Raw genomic sequence first — 19,133 nt, 5'->3', positions numbered from 1 at the left:
AAATCATAAGAAATTTGTATTAATTTATTTTAAAAATTAATTAATCATTTCCTTATTTTTCCGGAAATAATAATGCGTCGCGCAATAAATGATCATTTCCACGACGACGCGTAAAGCCAATGCGGTCAAAATATTCCAGAATCTGAATTGCCAGCTTTCGGCCTACGCCTAAGCGATCGCGGAAATCCGCCGCGCAGGTTGAACCACACTCCTGATCGAGATCGCGGATCATATTGGCAAATTCGACAATCCGATCGTTACGGTAATAACGATCTTTGACGATCGCGGTAATTATTCCTTGCTGCGCCGCCTGGCGCAGCGTCAGGCGCATTGCCTGCTCGTCGGTTCCCGTCTCTTTTGCCAGGTCACGCACCCACCACGGCTCGTCACCAAACAGCGGCTCTGCTTTTTGCCAGATGGCCTGCTGCTCTTCGCTGAAGCCCGCTTTGTGATCTGGCAGATGCAGCCAACCGTGATGACTGAGGATGTCGCCGCTTTCGCGCATCTTTTCAATCAGCAACAGTACCAGCGCTTCATCTTCCATTGGCAACGCCATACGTCGCAGACGTTCGCGCCCAGGACCAGGTTCATCGCGATGTTGCTCATGATAAGTCGCTAATGTGTCGAGAATTTTCCGCTGCCAGCGGGCGGCAACTGGCGCATTCAACAAGCTATAACCAGCCTGAATATAACTAGGCTGTTGCAGCAATTCGCGCATCCCTTCGCCGTTGAGCTGGCGCGCCCAGGCGAAATCCGCAAGGTTAACCGCGCCGCGTTCCAGATGAACAGATAACGCATCGGCATCGCTCTGCGCCCGTGCAAGAGACGCCAGCCATTGCAGATATTCCGGCTTACGTTTACCGCGACGCGGCGGGTTAAGCATCACCACACGCGCCCCCGCCAGCGTGTTGCGGGCCGAGATATCGCGCAGCACTAAGCGATCGTTATCCGCCAGCCACAGCGGCGTGTCGAACACCAGCTCGGCAAGGTTATCTTCCAGCAGCGAAACGCGTCCCGTAACGTGGCTGGCGGCGTGGTGAATATGCAGCGGCTGCCACTGGGTCAGCGGCGTATGGGTTTGAAGCTCGACAATCACCCGTGTGAACGGCTCTGGCGGCGCATCGGCAAGCAGCCAGTCGCCACGGTTAATCTGCTCTTTTTCCGCATCACCCGCGATGTTAAGCGCGATACGCTGCCCGGCATGGGCGGTTTCTGTTGGCTGGTTTTGTGCATGCAGCGCACGTACACGCATCGGTTTATTTACACCAGTCAGCCAGAGTGAATCGCCTACCTTCACTTCCCCGCTTAACGCCGTACCGGTGACGACCAGCCCGGCACCTTTTACGGTAAATGCGCGGTCGATCGCGAGGCGGAAACTATGTTGGCTGGCGTGTTCACGTCCTGGTAACTGAAGCAGATGCTCGCGCAGGGCATCAATTCCCCGACCTTCGGTTGCTGCGGTGATAAACAGTTTTGCCTCAGCAAAACCGTATTCCCGCAGAACCTCCTTTACCTGGCGTTCAACCTCATCAACACGCGCTTCGTCCACGCGATCAGCTTTGGTCAGCGCCACTGTCAGCATCGGGTTACCGGTCAGCTGCAAAATCGCCAGATGCTCACGGGTCTGTGCCATCACGCCGTCATCGCACGCCACCACCAACAGCGCGTGATCGATACCACCAACGCCCGCCAGCATGTTGGAAAGAAACTTTTCATGACCGGGTACGTCGATAAAACCAGGCACGCGACCATCCGGCTGCGGCCAGTAGGCATAGCCGAGATCGATGGTCATGCCGCGCTTTTTTTCTTCCGGCAGACGGTCAGCATTTACGCCAGTAATCGCCTGCAATAAGGTTGTTTTGCCGTGGTCAACGTGTCCGGCAGTCGCAATAATCATTTCAACAACATCTCCAAAAACCGTTGCTCATCTTCAAGGCAGCGTAAATCCAGCCACAATCGTCCGTCATAAATACGACCAATCACCGGCACTGGCAATTCACGCCAGCGGGCGGCTAATGACTCAAGGTGGCTACCGCGTCCATCATGGGGTGTAAACGTTAATGCCGCGCTCGGCAGGCGATCAACCGGCAGCGAACCACTGCCAATCTGCGAAAGACATGGCATAACCTGTACCGCAAACTCCGCGCCGTAATGTGCGGCAAGGGGGGCCTGTAAACGTTGTGCCTGGATTTGAATGACCTCTGCGCTGCGGGTAAGCAGGCGCAGGGTCGGTAATTTTTCACTCAGAGCTTCAGGGTGTAAATAAAGACGCAACGTGGCTTCCAGCGCCGCGAGGGTCATTTTATCCGCGCGTAATGCACGCTTCAGCGGGTGGCTTTGCAGGCGGGCGATCATCTCTTTTTTACCAACAATAATTCCTGCCTGCGGCCCGCCTAACAACTTGTCGCCGGAGAAACTCACCAGACTGACGCCCGCCGCAATCAACTCCTGCGGCATTGGCTCTTTCGGCAAACCGTACTGGCTAAGATCGACCAGCGAGCCACTGCCTAAATCAGTCACTACGGGAACATCCAGCTCTTTGCCGAGCGCCACCAGTTCCGCTTCATCTATCGCTTTGGTGAACCCCTGAATGCTGTAGTTACTGGTATGTACTTTCATCAACAGTGCGGTATTTTCATTCACCGCCTGACGATAATCATTCGCGTGCGTGCGGTTGGTGGTCCCTACTTCGTGTAGGGTGCAGCCTGCCTGACGCATAACATCGGGAATACGAAACGCGCCGCCAATCTCCACCAGTTCGCCGCGAGATACCACCACCTCTTTTCCGCTGGCAGTGGCCGCCAACATCAATAACACCGCCGCCGCATTGTTATTGACGATACAGGCATCTTCCGCCCCCGTAATACGGCACAGCAGCTGCGCCAGCGCCCGATCGCGATGTCCGCGTCCGGCGTCGTCCAGATCGTACTCGAGGGTCACTGGCGAACGCATAGCCTGCGCAACGGCTTCCACCGCGGCTTCCGCCTGTAAAGCTCGCCCAAGGTTGGTATGCAGCACGGTTCCCGTCAGGTTGATCACCGGACGCAGCGCGCTCTGCGCTTCTTTCGTCAACCGGGCATCGACTTCTTGCGCCCAGTTTTCACACCACGCAGGCAGCGTCTGGCTGCCACGAATCACTTCTCGCGCTTCGTCGAGCATCTGACGCAACAATTCCACCACGCGGGTGTGACCATAAGTATCACGCAAAGAAAGAAAGGAGCTATCGCGCAATAAGCGATCAATAGCCGGAAGTTGACTATAGAGGGAACGCGTTTCGGTTGTCATAGGAAACCTGGCTGATCAAGGCCCTCTCACACGGAGAAGGGCGTTTAACATAACCACGGATTGTAACGTGAGATGGGTCAGGAGGACATATCGCGCATCAAGCCTTTGGCGGTTCGGTGCGAGCAAAACTTTCGCGGCTAAACAGGTTTTCGACCAGTTTGACTAAGTGTGGGCGGTCGACACACCAACCTGGCGCAACGCGGCGGAAATTGAGATATCCGACGGCACAGGCAATGGCGATAGTCGCCAGATTGACCGTATCGGTTTTGAGTGTGCCATCGACCAGATATCCTTCCAGCACATCCAGACTGCGGTTGATTTTCTCCCGCTGGCGTAACAATTCATCTTCAGACTGCTGCGCCGCTGGACGCGCCTGTTCACGCACCGATACCAGCCCGGCATCCATAATGCCATCCGCCAGTGCCTCAATTTTGCGCACCCGCAACGACTCCAGCGGATCGCGCGGCAACATCGCCGGAGCGACATTCATTAATTCAATATATTCAGCGATGATCGGCGAATCAAACCAACATTCGCCCTCTTCGGTCACCAGCACCGGCACTTTTCCTAACGGGTTAAATTGCGCCACGCCGTTGTCCGCGTTATAGGGCAGTTCATTAATAAATTCGAAAGTTATGCCCTTTTCTAACAACAGAATAGAAAGTTTGCGTACAAACGGGCTGGTGTAGCTACCGACGAGTTTCATGCCGAGTCCTTTGTGCGAGGAAAAATATCAGTATGGCCTGGTGATGGGAAAAAGGGCAGAAAATGTTGATGGTTTGTTACTTCCAAATAAATCACATATTTATCATGGTGATATAAATATTTTCCTAATTATTTCACTCTGATGGATATCTCACTTCAGGCTTTCTTATAAATCTGTAGGGTTTCGCCTGTCAGCAGACAAATAACCCGATAAAACAAGGATGAGAAATGAGCGGAAAACCGGCAGCGCGTCAGGGCGACATGACGCAGTATGGCGGTAGCATTGTTCAGGGTTCAGCCGGGGTGCGCATTGGTGCCCCCACCGGCGTGGCCTGTTCGGTGTGCCCCGGCGGAGTGACGTCCGGCCATCCGGTCAATCCCCTGCTCGGTGCAAAGGTCCTTCCCGGTGAAACCGACATCGCCCTGCCCGGCCCGCTGCCGTTCATCCTCTCCCGCACCTACAGCAGTTACCGGACAAAAACGCCCGCGCCGGTGGGGAGCCTCGGCCCCGGCTGGAAAATGCCTGCGGATATCCGCTTACAGCTGCGCGATAACACACTGATACTCAGTGATAACGGCGGCAGAAGCCTGTATTTTGAGCACCTGTTTCCCGGTGAGGACGGTTACAGCCGCAGCGAGTCACTGTGGATGGTGCGCGGCGGCGTGGCGAAACTGGATGAAGGTCACCGGCTGGCCGCACTCTGGCAGGCGCTGCCGGAAGAACTCCGCTTAAGTCCGCATCGTTATCTGGCGACAAACAGTCCGCAGGGGCCGTGGTGGCTGCTCGGCTGGTGTGAGCGGGTGCCGGAAGCGGATGAGGTGCTGCCTGCGCCGCTGCCGCCGTACCGGGTACTGACCGGGCTGGTGGACCGCTTCGGGCGCACACAGACGTTCCACCGCGAAGCCGCCGGTGAATTCAGCGGCGAAATCACCGGCGTGACGGATGGTGCCTGGCGTCACTTCCGGCTGGTACTGACCACGCAGGCGCAGCGGGCAGAAGAAGCCCGGCAGCAGGCCATTTCCGGCGGGACGGAACCGTCCGCTTTTCCTGATACCCTGCCGGGTTACACCGAATATGGCCGGGACAACGGCATCCGTCTGTCTGCCGTGTGGCTGACGCACGACCCGGAATACCCGGAGAATTTACCTGCCGCGCCGCTGGTGCGCTATGGCTGGACGCCACGCGGCGAACTGGCGGTGGTGTATGACCGTAGTGGCAAACAGGTGCGCAGCTTTACTTACGATGATAAATACCGGGGCCGGATGGTGGCGCACCGTCACACGGGCCGGCCGGAAATCCGTTACCGTTACGACAGCGACGGGCGGGTGACAGAACAGCTAAACCCGGCAGGCTTAAGCTACACGTATCAGTATGAGAAAGACCGCATCACCATCACCGACAGCCTGGACCGCCGTGAAGTGCTGCACACGCAGGGCGAAGCCGGGCTGAAGCGGGTGGTGAAAAAGGAACACGCGGACGGCAGCGTCACGCAGAGTCAGTTTGACGCCGTGGGCAGGCTCAGGGCACAGACGGATGCCGCAGGCAGGACAACAGAGTACAGCCCGGATGTGGTGACGGGCCTCATCACGCGCATAACCACGCCGGATGGCAGGGCATCGGCGTTTTACTATAACCACCACAACCAGTTAACGTCAGCCACCGGGCCTGACGGGCTGGAATTGCGCCGGGAATATGATGAATTGGGCCGTCTGATTCAGGAAACTGCCCCTGACGGCGATATCACCCGCTACCGTTATGATAATCCACACAGTGACTTACCCTGCGCAACGGAAGATGCCACCGGCAGCCGGAAAACCATGACGTGGAGCCGTTACGGTCAGTTGCTGAGCTTCACCGACTGTTCCGGTTATGTAACCCGTTATGACCATGACCGCTTCGGGCAGATGACGGCGGTGCACCGCGAGGAAGGGCTGAGTCAGTACCGCGCATACGACAGCCGTGGACAGTTAATTGCCGTGAAAGACACGCAGGGCCATGAAACGCGGTATGAATACAACATCGCCGGTGACCTGACCGCCGTCATTGCCCCGGACGGCAGCAGAAACGGGACACAGTACGATGCGTGGGGAAAGGCCGTCCGTACCACGCAGGGCGGGCTGACGCGCAGTATGGAATACGATGCTGCCGGACGGGTCATCCGCCTGACCAGTGAAAACGGCAGCCACACCACCTTCCGTTACGATGTACTTGACCGGCTGATACAGGAAACCGGCTTTGACGGCCGCACACAGCGTTATCACCACGACCTGACCGGCAAACTTATCCGCAGCGAGGATGAGGGTCTGGTCACCCACTGGCACTATGACGAAGCAGACCGCCTCACGCACCGCACCGTGAAGGGTGAAACCGCAGAGCGGTGGCAGTATGACGAACGTGGCTGGCTGACAGACATCAGCCATATCAGCGAAGGGCACCGGGTGGCGGTGCATTACAGGTATGATGAGAAAGGCCGGCTGACCGGTGAGCGTCAGACGGTGCATCACCCGCAGACGGAAGCACTGCTCTGGCAGCATGAGACCAGACATGCGTACAACGCGCAGGGGCTGGCGAACCGCTGTATACCGGACAGCCTGCCCGCCGTGGAATGGCTGACCTACGGCAGCGGTTACCTGGCAGGCATGAAACTCGGCGACACACCGCTGGTGGAGTACACCCGCGACCGCCTGCACCGGGAAACGCTGCGCAGCTTCGGCCGTTATGAACTCACCACCGCTTATACCCCTGCCGGGCAGTTACAGAGCCAGCACCTGAACAGCCTGCTGTCTGACCGCGATTACACCTGGAACGACAACGGCGAACTCATCCGCATCAGCAGCCCGCGCCAGACCCGGAGTTACAGCTACAGCACCACCGGCAGGCTGACCGGCGTTCACACCACCGCAGCGAATCTGGATATCCGCATCCCGTATGCCACAGACCCGGCAGGTAACCGCCTGCCCGACCCGGAGCTGCACCCGGACAGCACCCTCAGCATGTGGCCGGATAACCGTATCGCCCGTGACGCGCACTATCTTTACCGGTATGACCGTCACGGCAGGCTGACAGAGAAAACCGACCTCATCCCGGAAGGGGTTATCCGCACGGATGATGAGCGGACTCACCGGTACCATTACGACAGTCAGCACCGGCTGGTGCACTACACGCGGACACAATATGAAGAGCCGCTGGTCGAAAGTCGCTATCTTTACGACCCGCTGGGCCGCAGGGTGGCAAAACGGGTGTGGCGGCGTGAACGGGACCTGACGGGCTGGATGTCGCTGTCACGGAAACCGCAAGTGACCTGGTACGGCTGGGACGGCGACCGGCTGACCACGATACAGAACGACAGGAGCCGCATCCAGACGATTTATCAGCCGGGGAGCTTCACGCCACTCATCAGGGTCGAAACTGCCACCGGTGAGCTGGCGAAAACGCAGCGCCGCAGCCTGGCGGATGCCCTTCAGCAGTCCGGCGGCGAAGACGGTGGCAGTGTGGTGTTCCCGCCGGTGCTGGTGCAGATGCTCGACCGGCTGGAAAGTGAAATCCTGGCTGACCGGGTGAGTGAGGAAAGCCGCCGCTGGCTGGCATCGTGCGGCCTGACCGTGGCGCAGATGCAAAACCAGATGGACCCGGTGTACACGCCGGCGCGAAAAATCCACCTGTACCACTGCGACCATCGCGGCCTGCCGCTGGCCCTTATCAGCAAGGAAGGGACAACAGAATGGTGCGCAGAATACGATGAATGGGGCAACCTGCTGAATGAAGAGAACCCGCATCAGCTGCAGCAGCTTATCCGCCTGCCGGGGCAGCAGTATGATGAGGAGTCCGGCCTGTATTACAACCGCCACCGCTATTATGACCCGCTGCAGGGGCGGTATATCACTCAGGATCCGATTGGGCTGAAGGGGGGATGGAATTTTTATCAGTATCCGTTGAATCCAGTTACGAATACAGATCCTCTGGGGTTAGAAGTTTTTCCTAGACCATTCCCCTTGCCAATTCCATGGCCCAAAAGCCCTGCACAGCAGCAAGCAGATGATAATGCTGCAAAAGCATTGACAAAATGGTGGAACGATACAGCATCACAAAGAATATTTGACTCTCTAATATTGAATAATCCGGGACTAGCATTAGATATAACAATGATAGCTTCTCGTGGAAATGTTGCAGACACAGGGATAACTGATCGTGTCAATGACATAATAAATGACAGATTCTGGAGTGATGGGAAAAAACCCGACAGATGTGACGTACTTCAGGAACTAATTGATTGTGGTGATATTAGTGCTAAAGATGCAAAAAGCACACAGAAAGCCTGGAATTGTCGTCACTCCAGACAGTCAAACGATAAAAAAAGATAGCCCTTGTGGAGGTTCCTGCAATGTCAAATACATACCAGAAAAGAAAGGCAAGTAAAGAGTATGGTTTATATAATCAATGTAAGAAACTAAATGATGATGAATTATTTCGCTTACTTGATGATCACAATTCCTTGAAAAGAATTTCATCTGCCAGAGTATTACAGTTAAGAGGTGGGCAAGACGCTGTTAGATTGGCAATTGAGTTCTGCTCTGATAAAAATTATATCCGTAGAGATATCGGAGCATTTATACTCGGGCAAATAAAAATTTGCAAAAAATGCGAAGATAATGTTTTTAATATTTTGAACAATATGGCATTGAATGATAAGAGCGCTTGCGTTCGAGCTACGGCAATCGAGTCAACGGCTCAGCGATGCAAGAAAAACCCAATTTATTCACCTAAAATAGTAGAACAATCTCAAATTACTGCTTTTGATAAATCGACTAATGTCAGACGTGCTACAGCATTTGCTATTTCTGTTATCAATGATAAAGCAACAATTCCACTATTGATTAATCTGTTAAAAGATCCAAATGGAGATGTCAGAAACTGGGCCGCATTTGCAATAAATATCAATAAATATGATAATAGTGATATTAGGGATTGTTTTGTGGAGATGCTTCAGGATAAAAATGAGGAAGTCCGTATTGAAGCAATAATCGGACTTTCCTACAGAAAAGATAAAAGGGTTTTATCTGTTTTATGCGATGAGTTAAAAAAAAATACTGTTTATGATGATATCATTGAAGCTGCGGGTGAATTAGGTGATAAAACGCTACTTCCTGTTTTAGATACTATGTTGTACAAGTTTGATGACAATGAAATTATAACTTCCGCTATTGATAAGCTGAAGCGTTCATAGCGTGAGTTGCCTATGCACAGTGGGGGATTCCCGCCGGCACGGTGCAGATGCTCGACCGGCTGGAAAGTGAAATCCTGGCTGACCGGGTGAGTGAGGAAAGCCGCCGCTGGCTGGCATCGTGCGGCCTGACCGTGGAGCAGATGAAAAACCAGATGGACCCGGTGTACACGCCGGCGCGAAAAATCCACCTGTACCACTGCGACCATCGCGGCCTGCCGCTGGCGCTCATCAGCACGGAAGGGGCAACAGCGTGGTGCGCAGAATATGATGAATGGGGCAACCTGCTGAGTGATGAGAACCCGCATCATCTGCAGCAGCTCATTCGCCTGCCGGGTCAGCAGTATGATGAGGAGTCCGGCCTGTATTACAACCGCCACCGCTATTATGACCCGCTGCTGGGGCGGTATATCACTCAGGATCCGATTGGACTGAAGGGGGGATGGAATTTTTATCAGTATCCGTTGAATCCGGTCATAAATGTAGATCCGCAAGGTTTGGTTGATATAAATTTATACCCCGAAAGTGATCTTATCCATTCTGTAGCTGATGAGATTAATATCCCAGGCGTTTTCACAATCGGGGGGCATGGTACCCCCACATCTATTGAATCCGCAACGCGCAGTATCATGACAGCTAAAGATCTAGCATATCTAATTAAATTTGATGGGAATTATAAAGATGGGATGACAGTTTGGTTATTTTCTTGTAATACAGGTAAAGGACAAAATTCATTTGCTAGCCAATTAGCTAAAGAGTTACATACAAATGTAATAGGACCTGACACGCTATGGACGTGGTGGGGGCGAGGAACTAATGGTAAGTTAAAAATGGATACAGTGCTAACAGCACCAACGAACCTTAATTCAAATAAGGATCTAATGGCTATAACAACAAAAGACCTTGGTAATTGGATAACATATGGGCCATCTGGGCACCCCATTTCTAATATGCAAGGTACGCCAGAAAAACCCAGTGATATAAGATAGGTTGTAGATGTATGAAAGCATGCTTGTTACTATTTTTTTATTTCTCTTTTATTTGTCAATTGCATGGTGCTGATGTGAAAATAAAACAAAACGAAAGTATGATGGGGTCTACAGCAATGACCTATGATTTAAGTGAAAAAAAGTTGATGAAACTGAAGTATAAATCACAACATGGTGATTCAGAGGCATCATTTCGACTATATCAATATTACTGCTTTACTAAAAATAACATTTACAAACAATTGCGATTCTTGGAAAGATCAGCATCTCAGGGGAATGTTACAGCGCAGTTTAATTATGGGGTCTTTTTATCAGATACAAATCCAACATTATCAGAATATTATAATTTGAATAGAGCTATTTATTGGATGGAATTCGCTGTAAATAACGGTAATATTGATGCAAAGAGCAAACTTCAAGAGCTCAAAAAGCTAAAGCGAATGGATAGAAGGAAGAATAAGGAGAATCCGTAAAAGCAATAGTTCATCAGACTGCCGCAGCAGTAGTATGATGATGAATCAGGGCTGTACTATAACTATTATCGGTAACATTAACCGCAGCAGGGGCGGTATAACACTCAGGCTCCGATTGGGCTGGAAGGTAGGTGGAATTTTTATCAGTATCCGTTGAACCCGATTTCTGGAATCGATCCCCTTGGGATTAGCCACCTGTTTATACAGCATAACTTTAGGTATGCTTTCGTGTGTTTCAGATATACCATGTGATGATAATTTTTATGATGTGCTTAGTATTCCAGTCGCTTCTGGTAATAATATGCAATGTAAAAATAATCCCCGTTGTACACATTTATAAATAGATGGCCAATACCTCAAGGCCTATGGAGTTGGAATGTTAATGACCCGGGAGCAAGCAATAGAAAACCTGACGGCATACGATTAGTACCGTCAGTTAATACAGGAACTTATAATCGCAATGGATTTTCAATACATAGTTGTTTAAACGCTTTTGGTCCGTCTTTAGGACCTCGATTCTGTTCCGAGGGTTGTATAACTGGTTTATCTAATGACATGCAAAAATTAAATGAGTTAATATTTTCAGAGCCAGATAGCACATTAACAGTTACGGACTAAAAAATATGGCAAGGTTATTAACAATTGTATTTTTTTCTCTATTTCTGCGAGTGCAGTTACTGCAAGACAATTTCAGAGAGAGTTAGATTTGGCAGACAAAGCAATATTATGGGCACTAATATCAGCCAGTACTAAAGAGGGACGAAAAGCGTGTTCACTAAGCTATTTTGCCTGTAAGGCCGCAGAGGCTGAACTCGGACTGGCATATATGGCTGCGAATGATAACAAGGAATTTCTCACATCCTTATCTAATATAATGAGGTACAAAATAGATGCTGGACTTTCCGAATCCTATACATGCTATTTATTAAGTAAGGGAAAGATCATAAGACCATATCTGAAAAATCTAAATCCACTCCAACTTGCCGCTGATTGCATTGAAACAGTAAATAAAATAAAAGATAAGAATAAAAAAATCATTGATATAAATTCAGTTAATATTTGTAGTGATGATAAAAATATAAAATTGAGAGTTAATAGTACTATTATGGCCATTGATAATTCTATAAAGTGCATCGATGAATGATAACTTAATTTTATTTAAAAATATATTAATAACTCACTCTCCAGGAGTTTTTTTAACTTAGTTTTATAATGAATACGATAATTAAAAGTGAAGAAGAAAATAGTTGTATACATATATTCCATGACCCTACATTGTGATCTATAGATTAAATATTTTTTAAATGTGACTGTCATCCTTCAGATAATAAAGCCATCATCGCAATAGATGGAAAAGCACTCCTGCTCTTTTTTGATTAGAGCCGTCGCAGGAGGAACAACTCATATCATCATTGCGATCTCGACGATGTATAGTCTCATCCTGCGGCAGAACAAGACGGATAAAAAATCCAATGAGAGCACACTCATCCAGAACTTATTAACATAATGAATATTAAAGAAAAATCATCGCAGCTAATGAAGTAATATGCAAAAATAATTAGTCCTTACAAGGAGCAAAGTTCCATAATCTCCCCCCTCCCCCTCAATGATCCAAATAAAGATAATGCATCCAGCTGGTCATTCTTAGCAGCACTTTCCGCATCACCGAAACATGGCTGAAATGGTCGGAGTAAACCGCCACCTGGGCGTAGATGCCGTCGGGTAAGGCATCGATATCATCGTTAGGGTCCAGTTCAATGGTTCCCAGCACACCGTCCGTGCCGGGCACGACCGTTAATGATTGCAATACCCCCTGCGCCTGATAAGAACCGCCTGGCACGACAGGTAAAATACTAGTCAGTTTGCCGTGAAACACCTGCCCAGGTAGCGCGTTAAACACCACTTCCGCATCATCGCCGGGTTTCAGACGTAACAGCGAGTTTTGCCGAAATTGGGCGACAATTTGCCGTTTTTGCTCGGGGATGAAGACCATCACCGGACGCAGCGGCAAGGCAGCTGCGTATGTACCTGGGCGGATCAGTACCTGAGTAACGTAGCCATTGCTCGGCGCGCGAATGACAGTCTGCTCAAGGTTATATTTTGCTTCAGTAAGTTGCGCTCTTAAGCTCACAATCTGCGATTGCTCGCCGTTAACCATACTGTCGAGCTGGCTCTGGATCTGCGCCTGCTCCGCCACCGAGCCTTTCACCAGCGCATCCTGCGCGAGGAAATTTTGCCGCGCATCGTCGATGTCACGTTCCGAGAACGGATTCACCGCCGCCTGGCTGCCTTTCAAGTAACGTTGATAATTTTTAAACAGACGGTCGCGCTCCGCTGAAACCTGGGTGGTGTTGGCCTGCGCTTCAGTGAGCTGCGCACGCAGCGTCTTTATATTATGCGTCGCCGTCATCAGGTCAGCCTGAAGTCTGTCAACTCGCGCCTGGTAACGAACCGGGTCGAGCTTAAAAAGCACCTCGCCCTTTTGAATAAGCTGATTATTCTTGTCAGTGACTTCAGTAACAATTCCCGTCACCTGTGGCGTGATAGGGATCGCTATCACTGCCTTTTGCGCGGTAAAAGTGTAAGGGTGGTTGTAGTTCATCAACAAAATCAAACCACTCACCAGAAACACGCCTCCCAGCGCCGCCGTCGCCAGCGTCCACTGATTTACCGGAATGCGGAAGATTTTAAAGACCGCCCACGCCAGCGCCACGTAAGTTAAAACAATCAATAGATCCATAATTAGATCTCCGGGAACGTGGAATAGTCAGTCTTTTTCTCGGCGGCGAGTTGATGCTCCAGCCGGGAAATTCGGTCAGAAAGTGAGGCGATTTCCGGGTCAGTCGCTTTCTCCTGCGACGCAACATGTGACTGCATACCCCAGCCACGCTCCGGTTGATAGAGCGTCGCCCAGATCCACAGAAACGGCCAGATAACATGCAGAGTAAACAGGCTCACCCAGCCCGCCGTATGAATAGCGTCGGCATGGGGGTGATTGCGCTTTTTGGCAATCAGATAAGGGATGTCATGTATCGCGATGATTCCATAAAAAATCACCAGAAAGACGAAGATCAGCACTCCCAACGCGAAATAGTTTAGAAACATATCTGCCTCGGATTCACGTTTATCAGTGTTGTTTTTGGGCTGGCAGCCAGAAGGGAGTCAGGCTGATATTTTGACAATAATCCGGGTTCGCGATTCTCGCCATAACACCAAAGAATAATTTTTAGAGGTGATGAGTTGCTTAGTTACATAACGATTGTATGACGAAGGCATAACATGCTGTAGATCACATCAGGTGAACGCCGTAAGAAAATATCTTGTGATTCAGATCACAAAGATTCAACAAACCATCAAAACAAAAATGTGACACTACTCACATTTAAATGCCATTTTTAGCGAAAATCGCCGCCTTGTTGCTTTTTTACACAAGCGTTTTGTGATGAACGTCACGTCAATTACCTCTCTACCCCCTATATTTATGTGATTGATATCACACAAAAGGCCGTCGACTGGACAGTTAACCGATTCAGTGCCAGATTTCGCAGTATCTACAAGGTCCGGCTACCTCTGCCGCCACATTAACAAAAAACCTCGGGCTTCCAGCCTGCGCGACAGCAAACATAAGAAGGGGTGTTTTTATGTCATCCGATATTAAGATCAAAGTGCAAAGCTTTGGTCGTTTCCTCAGCAACATGGTGATGCCAAATATCGGCGCGTTTATCGCGTGGGGTATCATCACCGCGTTATTTATTCCAACAGGGTGGTTACCGAACGAGACGCTGGCGAAGCTGGTCGGGCCGATGATCACTTATCTCCTGCCGCTGCTGATCGGTTATACCGGTGGTAAGCTGGTAGGCGGCGAACGTGGCGGCGTAGTCGGTGCCATCACCACCATGGGCGTTATCGTCGGCGCAGACATGCCGATGTTCCTCGGTTCTATGATTGCAGGTCCGCTGGGCGGCTGGTGCATTAAGCACTTCGACCGCTGGGTAGACGGTAAGATCAAATCCGGTTTTGAGATGCTGGTGAATAACTTCTCCGCAGGCATCATCGGGATGATCCTCGCTATTCTGGCATTCCTCGGCATTGGCCCGATTGTTGAAGCCCTGTCCAAAATGCTGGCTGCGGGCGTTAACTTCATGGTTGTCCATGACATGCTGCCGCTGGCGTCTATCTTTGTTGAACCGGCGAAAATCCTGTTCCTCAACAACGCCATTAACCACGGTATCTTCTCGCCGCTGGGTATTCAGCAGTCCCATGAACTGGGTAAATCAATCTTCTTCCTGATTGAAGCTAACCCAGGTCCAGGTATGGGCGTGCTGCTGGCGTACATGTTCTTTGGTCGTGGTAGCGCTAAACAGTCTGCGGGCGGTGCGGCAATCATCCACTTCCTGGGGGGTATCCACGAAATCTACTTCCCGTATGTGCTGATGAATCCGCGTCTGATCCTCGCAGTCATCCTCGGCGGTATGACTGGCGTGTTCACGCTGACTATACTGGGCGGTGGTCTGGTTTCTCCGGCATCTCCGGGTTCTATCCTTGCTGTACTGGCGATGACACCAAAAGGTGCTTATTTCGCTAACATCGCGGGTGTGTGTGCGGCGATGGCTGTCTCCTTCGTTGTCTCTGCTATTTTGCTGAAAACCAGCAAAGTGAAAGAAGAAGATGATATTGAAGCAGCAACTCGTCGTATGCAGGACATGAAAGCTGAGTCTAAAGGCACATCTCCGCTGTCTGCGGGCGATGTGACTAACGACCTGAGCCACGTACGTAAAATCATCGTTGCCTGTGACGCCGGTATGGGTTCCAGTGCGATGGGCGCAGGCGTGCTGCGTAAGAAAATTCAGGATGCAGGTCTGTCACAGATTTCGGTCACTAACAGCGCGATCAACAACCTGCCGCCAGATGTGGACCTCGTCATCACTCACCGTGACCTGACCGAACGCGCTATGCGCCAGGTTCCGCAGGCGCAGCATATTTCGCTGACCAACTTCCTCGACAGCGGCCTGTACACCAGCCTAACCGAACGTCTGGTTGCTGCCCAGCGCCATACTGAAAACGAAGTGAAAGTGAAAGACAGTCTGAAAGACAGCTTTGACGATTCCAGTGCTAACCTGTTCAAACTGGGCGCGGAGAACATCTTCCTCGGTCGCAAAGCAGCAACCAAAGAAGAAGCGATTCGTTTTGCTGGCGAGCAGCTGGTGAAAGGCGGTTACGTTGAGCCGGAATACGTTCAGGCGATGCTGGATCGTGAAAAACTGACCCCGACTTATCTGGGTGAGTCTATCGCGGTGCCACACGGTACGGTTGAAGCGAAAGATCGCGTACTGAAAACGGGCGTGGTGTTCTGCCAGTACCCGGAAGGCGTGCGCTTCGGTGAAGAAGAAGATGACATTGCCCGTCTGGTGATTGGTATTGCAGCCCGTAACAACGAGCACATTCAGGTTATCACCAGCCTGACCAATGCACTGGATGATGAGTCCGTCATCGAGCGTCTGGCACACACCACCAGCGTGGATGAAGTGCTGGAACTGTTGGCAGGTCGTAAGTAATCCAATCCCACCCTCTCCACATGGAGAAGGTGGGGTTAATTGCCTGATGCGCTACGCTTATCAGGCCTACAGGATGCATCACGATTTGTTGAATTTGCACGTTCTTGTAGGCCGGATAAGGCGCTTACGCCGCATCCGGCGCTGCCCCTCTCCTCACGGAGAGGGTTTGGGTGAGGGAAAAGCCTCACCCCAGCCCTCTCGGGTAAAAACATTGATGAAGGTTAATACTATGAAAGCATTACATTTTGGCGCAGGTAATATCGGTCGTGGCTTTATCGGTAAACTGCTGGCAGACGCGGGTATCCAACTGACGTTTGCCGATGTCAATCAGGTGGTACTTGATGCCCTGAATGCCCGTCATAGCTATCAGGTTCATGTGGTTGGTGAAACCGAGCAGGTAGATACCGTTTCCGGCGTCGATGCTGTCAGCAGCATTGGTGATGATGTCGTTGATCTGATTGCTCAGGTCGATTTAGTCACTACCGCCGTTGGCCCGGTTGTGCTGGAACGTATTGCTCCGGCTATCGCCAAAGGGCTGGTGAAACGTAAAGAACAAGGTAATGAATCCCCGCTGAACATCATCGCCTGTGAAAACATGGTACGCGGTACCACGCAGCTGAAAGGTCATGTGATGAACGCCCTACCAGAAGACGCCAAAGCGTGGGTAGAAGAACACGTTGGCTTTGTCGATTCCGCCGTTGACCGCATCGTACCGCCTTCGGCTTCGGCAACTAACGATCCGCTGGAAGTGACGGTAGAAACTTTCAGCGAATGGATTGTCGATAAAACGCAGTTCAAAGGCGCACTGCCGAACATCCCAGGCATGGAGTTAACCGACAACCTGATGGCATTTGTCGAACGTAAACTCTTCACCCTGAACACGGGTCATGCTATAACCGCGTACCTCGGAAAACTGGCCGGTCATCAGACCATTCGTGACGCTATTCTCGACGAGAAAATCCGCGCGGTGGTAAAAGGTGCGATGGAAGAAAGTGGTGCGGTACTGATCAAGCGCTACGGCTTTGACGCAGACAAACATGCGGCGTACATCCAGAAAATCCTCGGTCGTTTTGAGAACCCGTATCTGAAAGATGATGTAGAGCGCGTAGGCCGTCAGCCGCTGCGTAAACTGAGTGCTGGCGACCGTCTGATCAAGCCACTGCTCGGTACGCTGGAATACAGCCTTCCGCACAAGAATCTGATTCAGGGGATTGCTGGTGCAATGCACTTCCGCAGTGAAGATGATCCGCAGGCTCAGGAACTGGCAGCACTGATCGCTGACAAAGGTCCGCAGGCGGCGCTGGCACAGATTTCCGGTCTTGATGCCAACAGCGAGGTTGTATCCGAGGCGGTAACCGCTTATAAAGCAATGCAATAATGGTGGACCAGGCGCAGGACACCCTGCGCCCGAATAACAGATTGTCAGATATGCAGGCAACAATGGAACAAACCCAGGCCTTTGAAAACCGTGTGCTTGAGCGTCTGAATGCTGGCAAAACCGTGCGAAGCTTTCTGATCACCGCCGTCGAGCTTTTGACCGAGGCGGTAAATCTTCTGGTGCTTCAGGTATTCCGCAAAGACGATTACGCGGTGAAGTATGCTGTAGAACCGTTACTCGACGGCGACGGTCCGCTGGGCGATCTTTCTGTGCGTTTAAAACTCATTTACGGGTTGGGCGTCATTAACCGCCAGGAATACGAAGATGCGGAGCTGCTGATGGCATTGCGTGAAGAACTAAATCACGACGGCAACGAGTACGCCTTTACCGACGACGAGATCCTTGGACCCTTTGGTGAACTGCACTGCGTGGCGGCGTTACCACCGCCGCCACAGTTTGAACCAGCAGACTCCAGTTTGTATGCAATGCAAATTCAGCGCTATCAACAGGCTGTGCGATCAACAATGGTCCTTTCACTGACTGAGCTGATTTCCAGAATCAGCTTAAAAAAAGCCTTTCAAAAGTAAGCAACGTCTGCTTACTGCCCCTCTACCTGCTTCGGCCGATAAAGCCGACGATAATACTCCAGACGTTGTAGATATAACGGCACGCTTTCATCGGGTATTCCGGACGGAATCGCGTTACGGGGAGGAAGTTTTTTCAGATACTCCCGGAACGCCTGGCTTGATGCCATGAAATCTACGGCTTTATCGATAAGAAGCGGAACGTTTTCACCTAATTTGCCCATGATGATATCTCCGTATTACCCCGCGCCGGGAATGCGCGGCCGCCAATTTTAGTTTAGGTTCCCGGTAAAGATGACATTAAGGAAAACGTGCTGAATCCTCAATAATCATCCGCTGCTGTTTATTATCTTTTTTCTATAGATTTCTTAATTAATCAACGAATTGCGTAGTTTTTGAGCATGTTAATGATTACGTTGCAGAACTATTACAATGTCATCAGTTGTGAACAAAGCACCTGGTCGCGCATACTAGGGGCTATAAATTTATCTTTATCAGAAGCCATCACATGAAAGAAGTCGAAAAAAACGAAATCAAACGTCTCAGCGATCGCCTGGACGCCATCCGCCACCAGCAGGCCGATCTGTCGCTGGTTGAAGCCGCAGACAAATATGCCGAGCTGGAAAAAGAGAAAGCCACGCTGGAAGCAGAAATTGCTCGCCTGCGTGAGGTTCATAGCCAAAAACTGAGTAAAGAAGCACAGAAGCTGATGAAGATGCCGTTTCAGCGCGCAATTACCAAAAAAGAGCAGGCTGATATGGGCAAGCTGAAGAAAAGTGTTCGCGGACTGGTGGTTGTGCACCCAATGACCGCACTGGGCCGTGAAATGGGCCTGGAAGAGATGACCGGGTTTTCAAAGACCGCGTTTTAAGCCCCTCAGACGACTGGTACGATCGTATCAACCCGCATCTGACTTGCGTTAGCTGGTCAATGCGGGGACTC

Annotated in this window: 13 protein-coding genes and 3 pseudogenes; 10 read left to right on the top strand and 6 right to left on the bottom strand. The window is 51.0% G+C overall.

Translation table 11 applies throughout. The annotated features are described in order from the left end of the window. Positions 1–52: 52 nt before the first annotated feature. From selB to ACU8XX_RS00600, 3 genes are all read right to left on the bottom strand, one after another. Positions 53–1,897 (bottom strand): selenocysteine-specific translation elongation factor, encoded by a 1,845-nt coding sequence (gene selB / locus ACU8XX_RS00610; protein ID WP_097505403.1) that lies wholly within the window; start codon positions 1,895–1,897, stop codon positions 53–55. Beyond that, on the bottom strand, positions 1,894–3,285 hold the full coding sequence (selA, locus tag ACU8XX_RS00605) for an L-seryl-tRNA(Sec) selenium transferase (RefSeq protein WP_000206275.1): 1,392 nt from the start codon (positions 3,283–3,285) through the stop codon (positions 1,894–1,896). Before selA ends, selB begins: the two co-directional genes overlap by 4 nt. A 97-nt stretch (positions 3,286–3,382) precedes the next feature. Next, positions 3,383–3,991, bottom strand: a complete 609-nt coding sequence (locus tag ACU8XX_RS00600; protein ID WP_000779792.1) for a glutathione S-transferase — start codon at positions 3,989–3,991, stop codon at positions 3,383–3,385. Between the two features lie 227 nt (positions 3,992–4,218). Here ACU8XX_RS00600 and ACU8XX_RS00595 point away from each other — a divergent pair, with 227 nt between their 5' ends. The 6 genes and pseudogenes from ACU8XX_RS00595 (at position 4,219) to ACU8XX_RS00570 (ending at position 11,818) form a co-directional block, all read left to right on the top strand. Continuing rightward, entirely contained in the window at positions 4,219–8,352 is a 4,134-nt protein-coding gene (locus tag ACU8XX_RS00595) for an RHS element core protein (RefSeq protein WP_446908410.1), read from the top strand. 20 nt (positions 8,353–8,372) lie between these two features. Further along, positions 8,373–9,215 (top strand): HEAT repeat domain-containing protein, encoded by an 843-nt coding sequence (locus ACU8XX_RS00590; RefSeq protein WP_000072850.1) that lies wholly within the window; start codon positions 8,373–8,375, stop codon positions 9,213–9,215. A 29-nt stretch (positions 9,216–9,244) separates the two neighbouring features. Further along, a pseudogene (locus ACU8XX_RS00585) lies at positions 9,245–10,201 on the top strand (RHS repeat-associated core domain-containing protein); the annotation flags it as partial. An 11-nt stretch (positions 10,202–10,212) separates the two neighbouring features. Then, complete coding sequence (locus ACU8XX_RS00580) at positions 10,213–10,674, top strand: sel1 repeat family protein (protein WP_000642482.1); 462 nt, start codon at positions 10,213–10,215, stop codon at positions 10,672–10,674. 33 nt (positions 10,675–10,707) lie between these two features. Continuing rightward, positions 10,708–10,926 (top strand): annotated as a pseudogene (locus ACU8XX_RS00575) (RHS repeat-associated core domain-containing protein); the annotation flags it as partial. A 371-nt stretch (positions 10,927–11,297) separates the two neighbouring features. Further along, positions 11,298–11,818, top strand: a pseudogene (locus ACU8XX_RS00570) (Imm57 family immunity protein). 459 nt (positions 11,819–12,277) lie between these two features. Here ACU8XX_RS00570 and ACU8XX_RS00565 read toward each other — a convergent pair. Together ACU8XX_RS00565 and ACU8XX_RS00560 are read right to left on the bottom strand one after the other, a co-directional pair. Further along, entirely contained in the window at positions 12,278–13,414 is a 1,137-nt protein-coding gene (locus ACU8XX_RS00565) for an HlyD family secretion protein (RefSeq protein ID WP_000364939.1), read from the bottom strand. A gap of 2 nt (positions 13,415–13,416) precedes the next feature. Beyond that, the gene (locus ACU8XX_RS00560) at positions 13,417–13,779 is read right to left on the bottom strand and encodes a DUF3302 domain-containing protein (protein ID WP_000479626.1); all 363 of its coding nucleotides are present in this window, start codon (positions 13,777–13,779) and stop codon (positions 13,417–13,419) included. 536 nt (positions 13,780–14,315) lie between these two features. Between ACU8XX_RS00560 and mtlA the strand changes: the two genes are divergently transcribed. The 3 genes from mtlA (at position 14,316) to mtlR (ending at position 18,194) form a co-directional block, all read left to right on the top strand. Further along, positions 14,316–16,229, top strand: a complete 1,914-nt coding sequence (gene mtlA / locus ACU8XX_RS00555; protein WP_000093258.1) for a PTS mannitol transporter subunit IICBA — start codon at positions 14,316–14,318, stop codon at positions 16,227–16,229. A gap of 229 nt (positions 16,230–16,458) precedes the next feature. Beyond that, a complete protein-coding gene (gene mtlD / locus ACU8XX_RS00550; protein ID WP_000645405.1) occupies positions 16,459–17,607 on the top strand; it encodes a mannitol-1-phosphate 5-dehydrogenase in 1,149 nt (382 codons plus the stop codon). Then, on the top strand, positions 17,607–18,194 hold the full coding sequence (gene mtlR, locus ACU8XX_RS00545) for a mannitol operon repressor MtlR (protein ID WP_000228271.1): 588 nt from the start codon (positions 17,607–17,609) through the stop codon (positions 18,192–18,194). The genes mtlD and mtlR overlap by 1 nt, the downstream gene beginning before the upstream one ends. 11 nt (positions 18,195–18,205) lie before the next feature. Here the strand turns inward: mtlR and yibT are convergent, their stop codons facing one another. Continuing rightward, complete coding sequence (yibT, locus tag ACU8XX_RS00540) at positions 18,206–18,415, bottom strand: protein YibT (protein WP_000517100.1); 210 nt, start codon at positions 18,413–18,415, stop codon at positions 18,206–18,208. Positions 18,416–18,699: 284 nt separating this feature from the next. On the opposite strand from yibT, the gene ACU8XX_RS00535 reads away from it, so the two are divergent. Beyond that, complete coding sequence (locus tag ACU8XX_RS00535; RefSeq protein WP_000665676.1) at positions 18,700–19,062, top strand: YibL family ribosome-associated protein; 363 nt, start codon at positions 18,700–18,702, stop codon at positions 19,060–19,062. Positions 19,063–19,133: the final 71 nt, after the last annotated feature.

It is taken from the genome of Escherichia sp. MAL-1, from assembly GCF_052948035.1.
The sequence above is the reverse complement of the archived record's forward strand: the minus strand, read 5'-3'. Positions and strand labels throughout refer to the sequence as shown.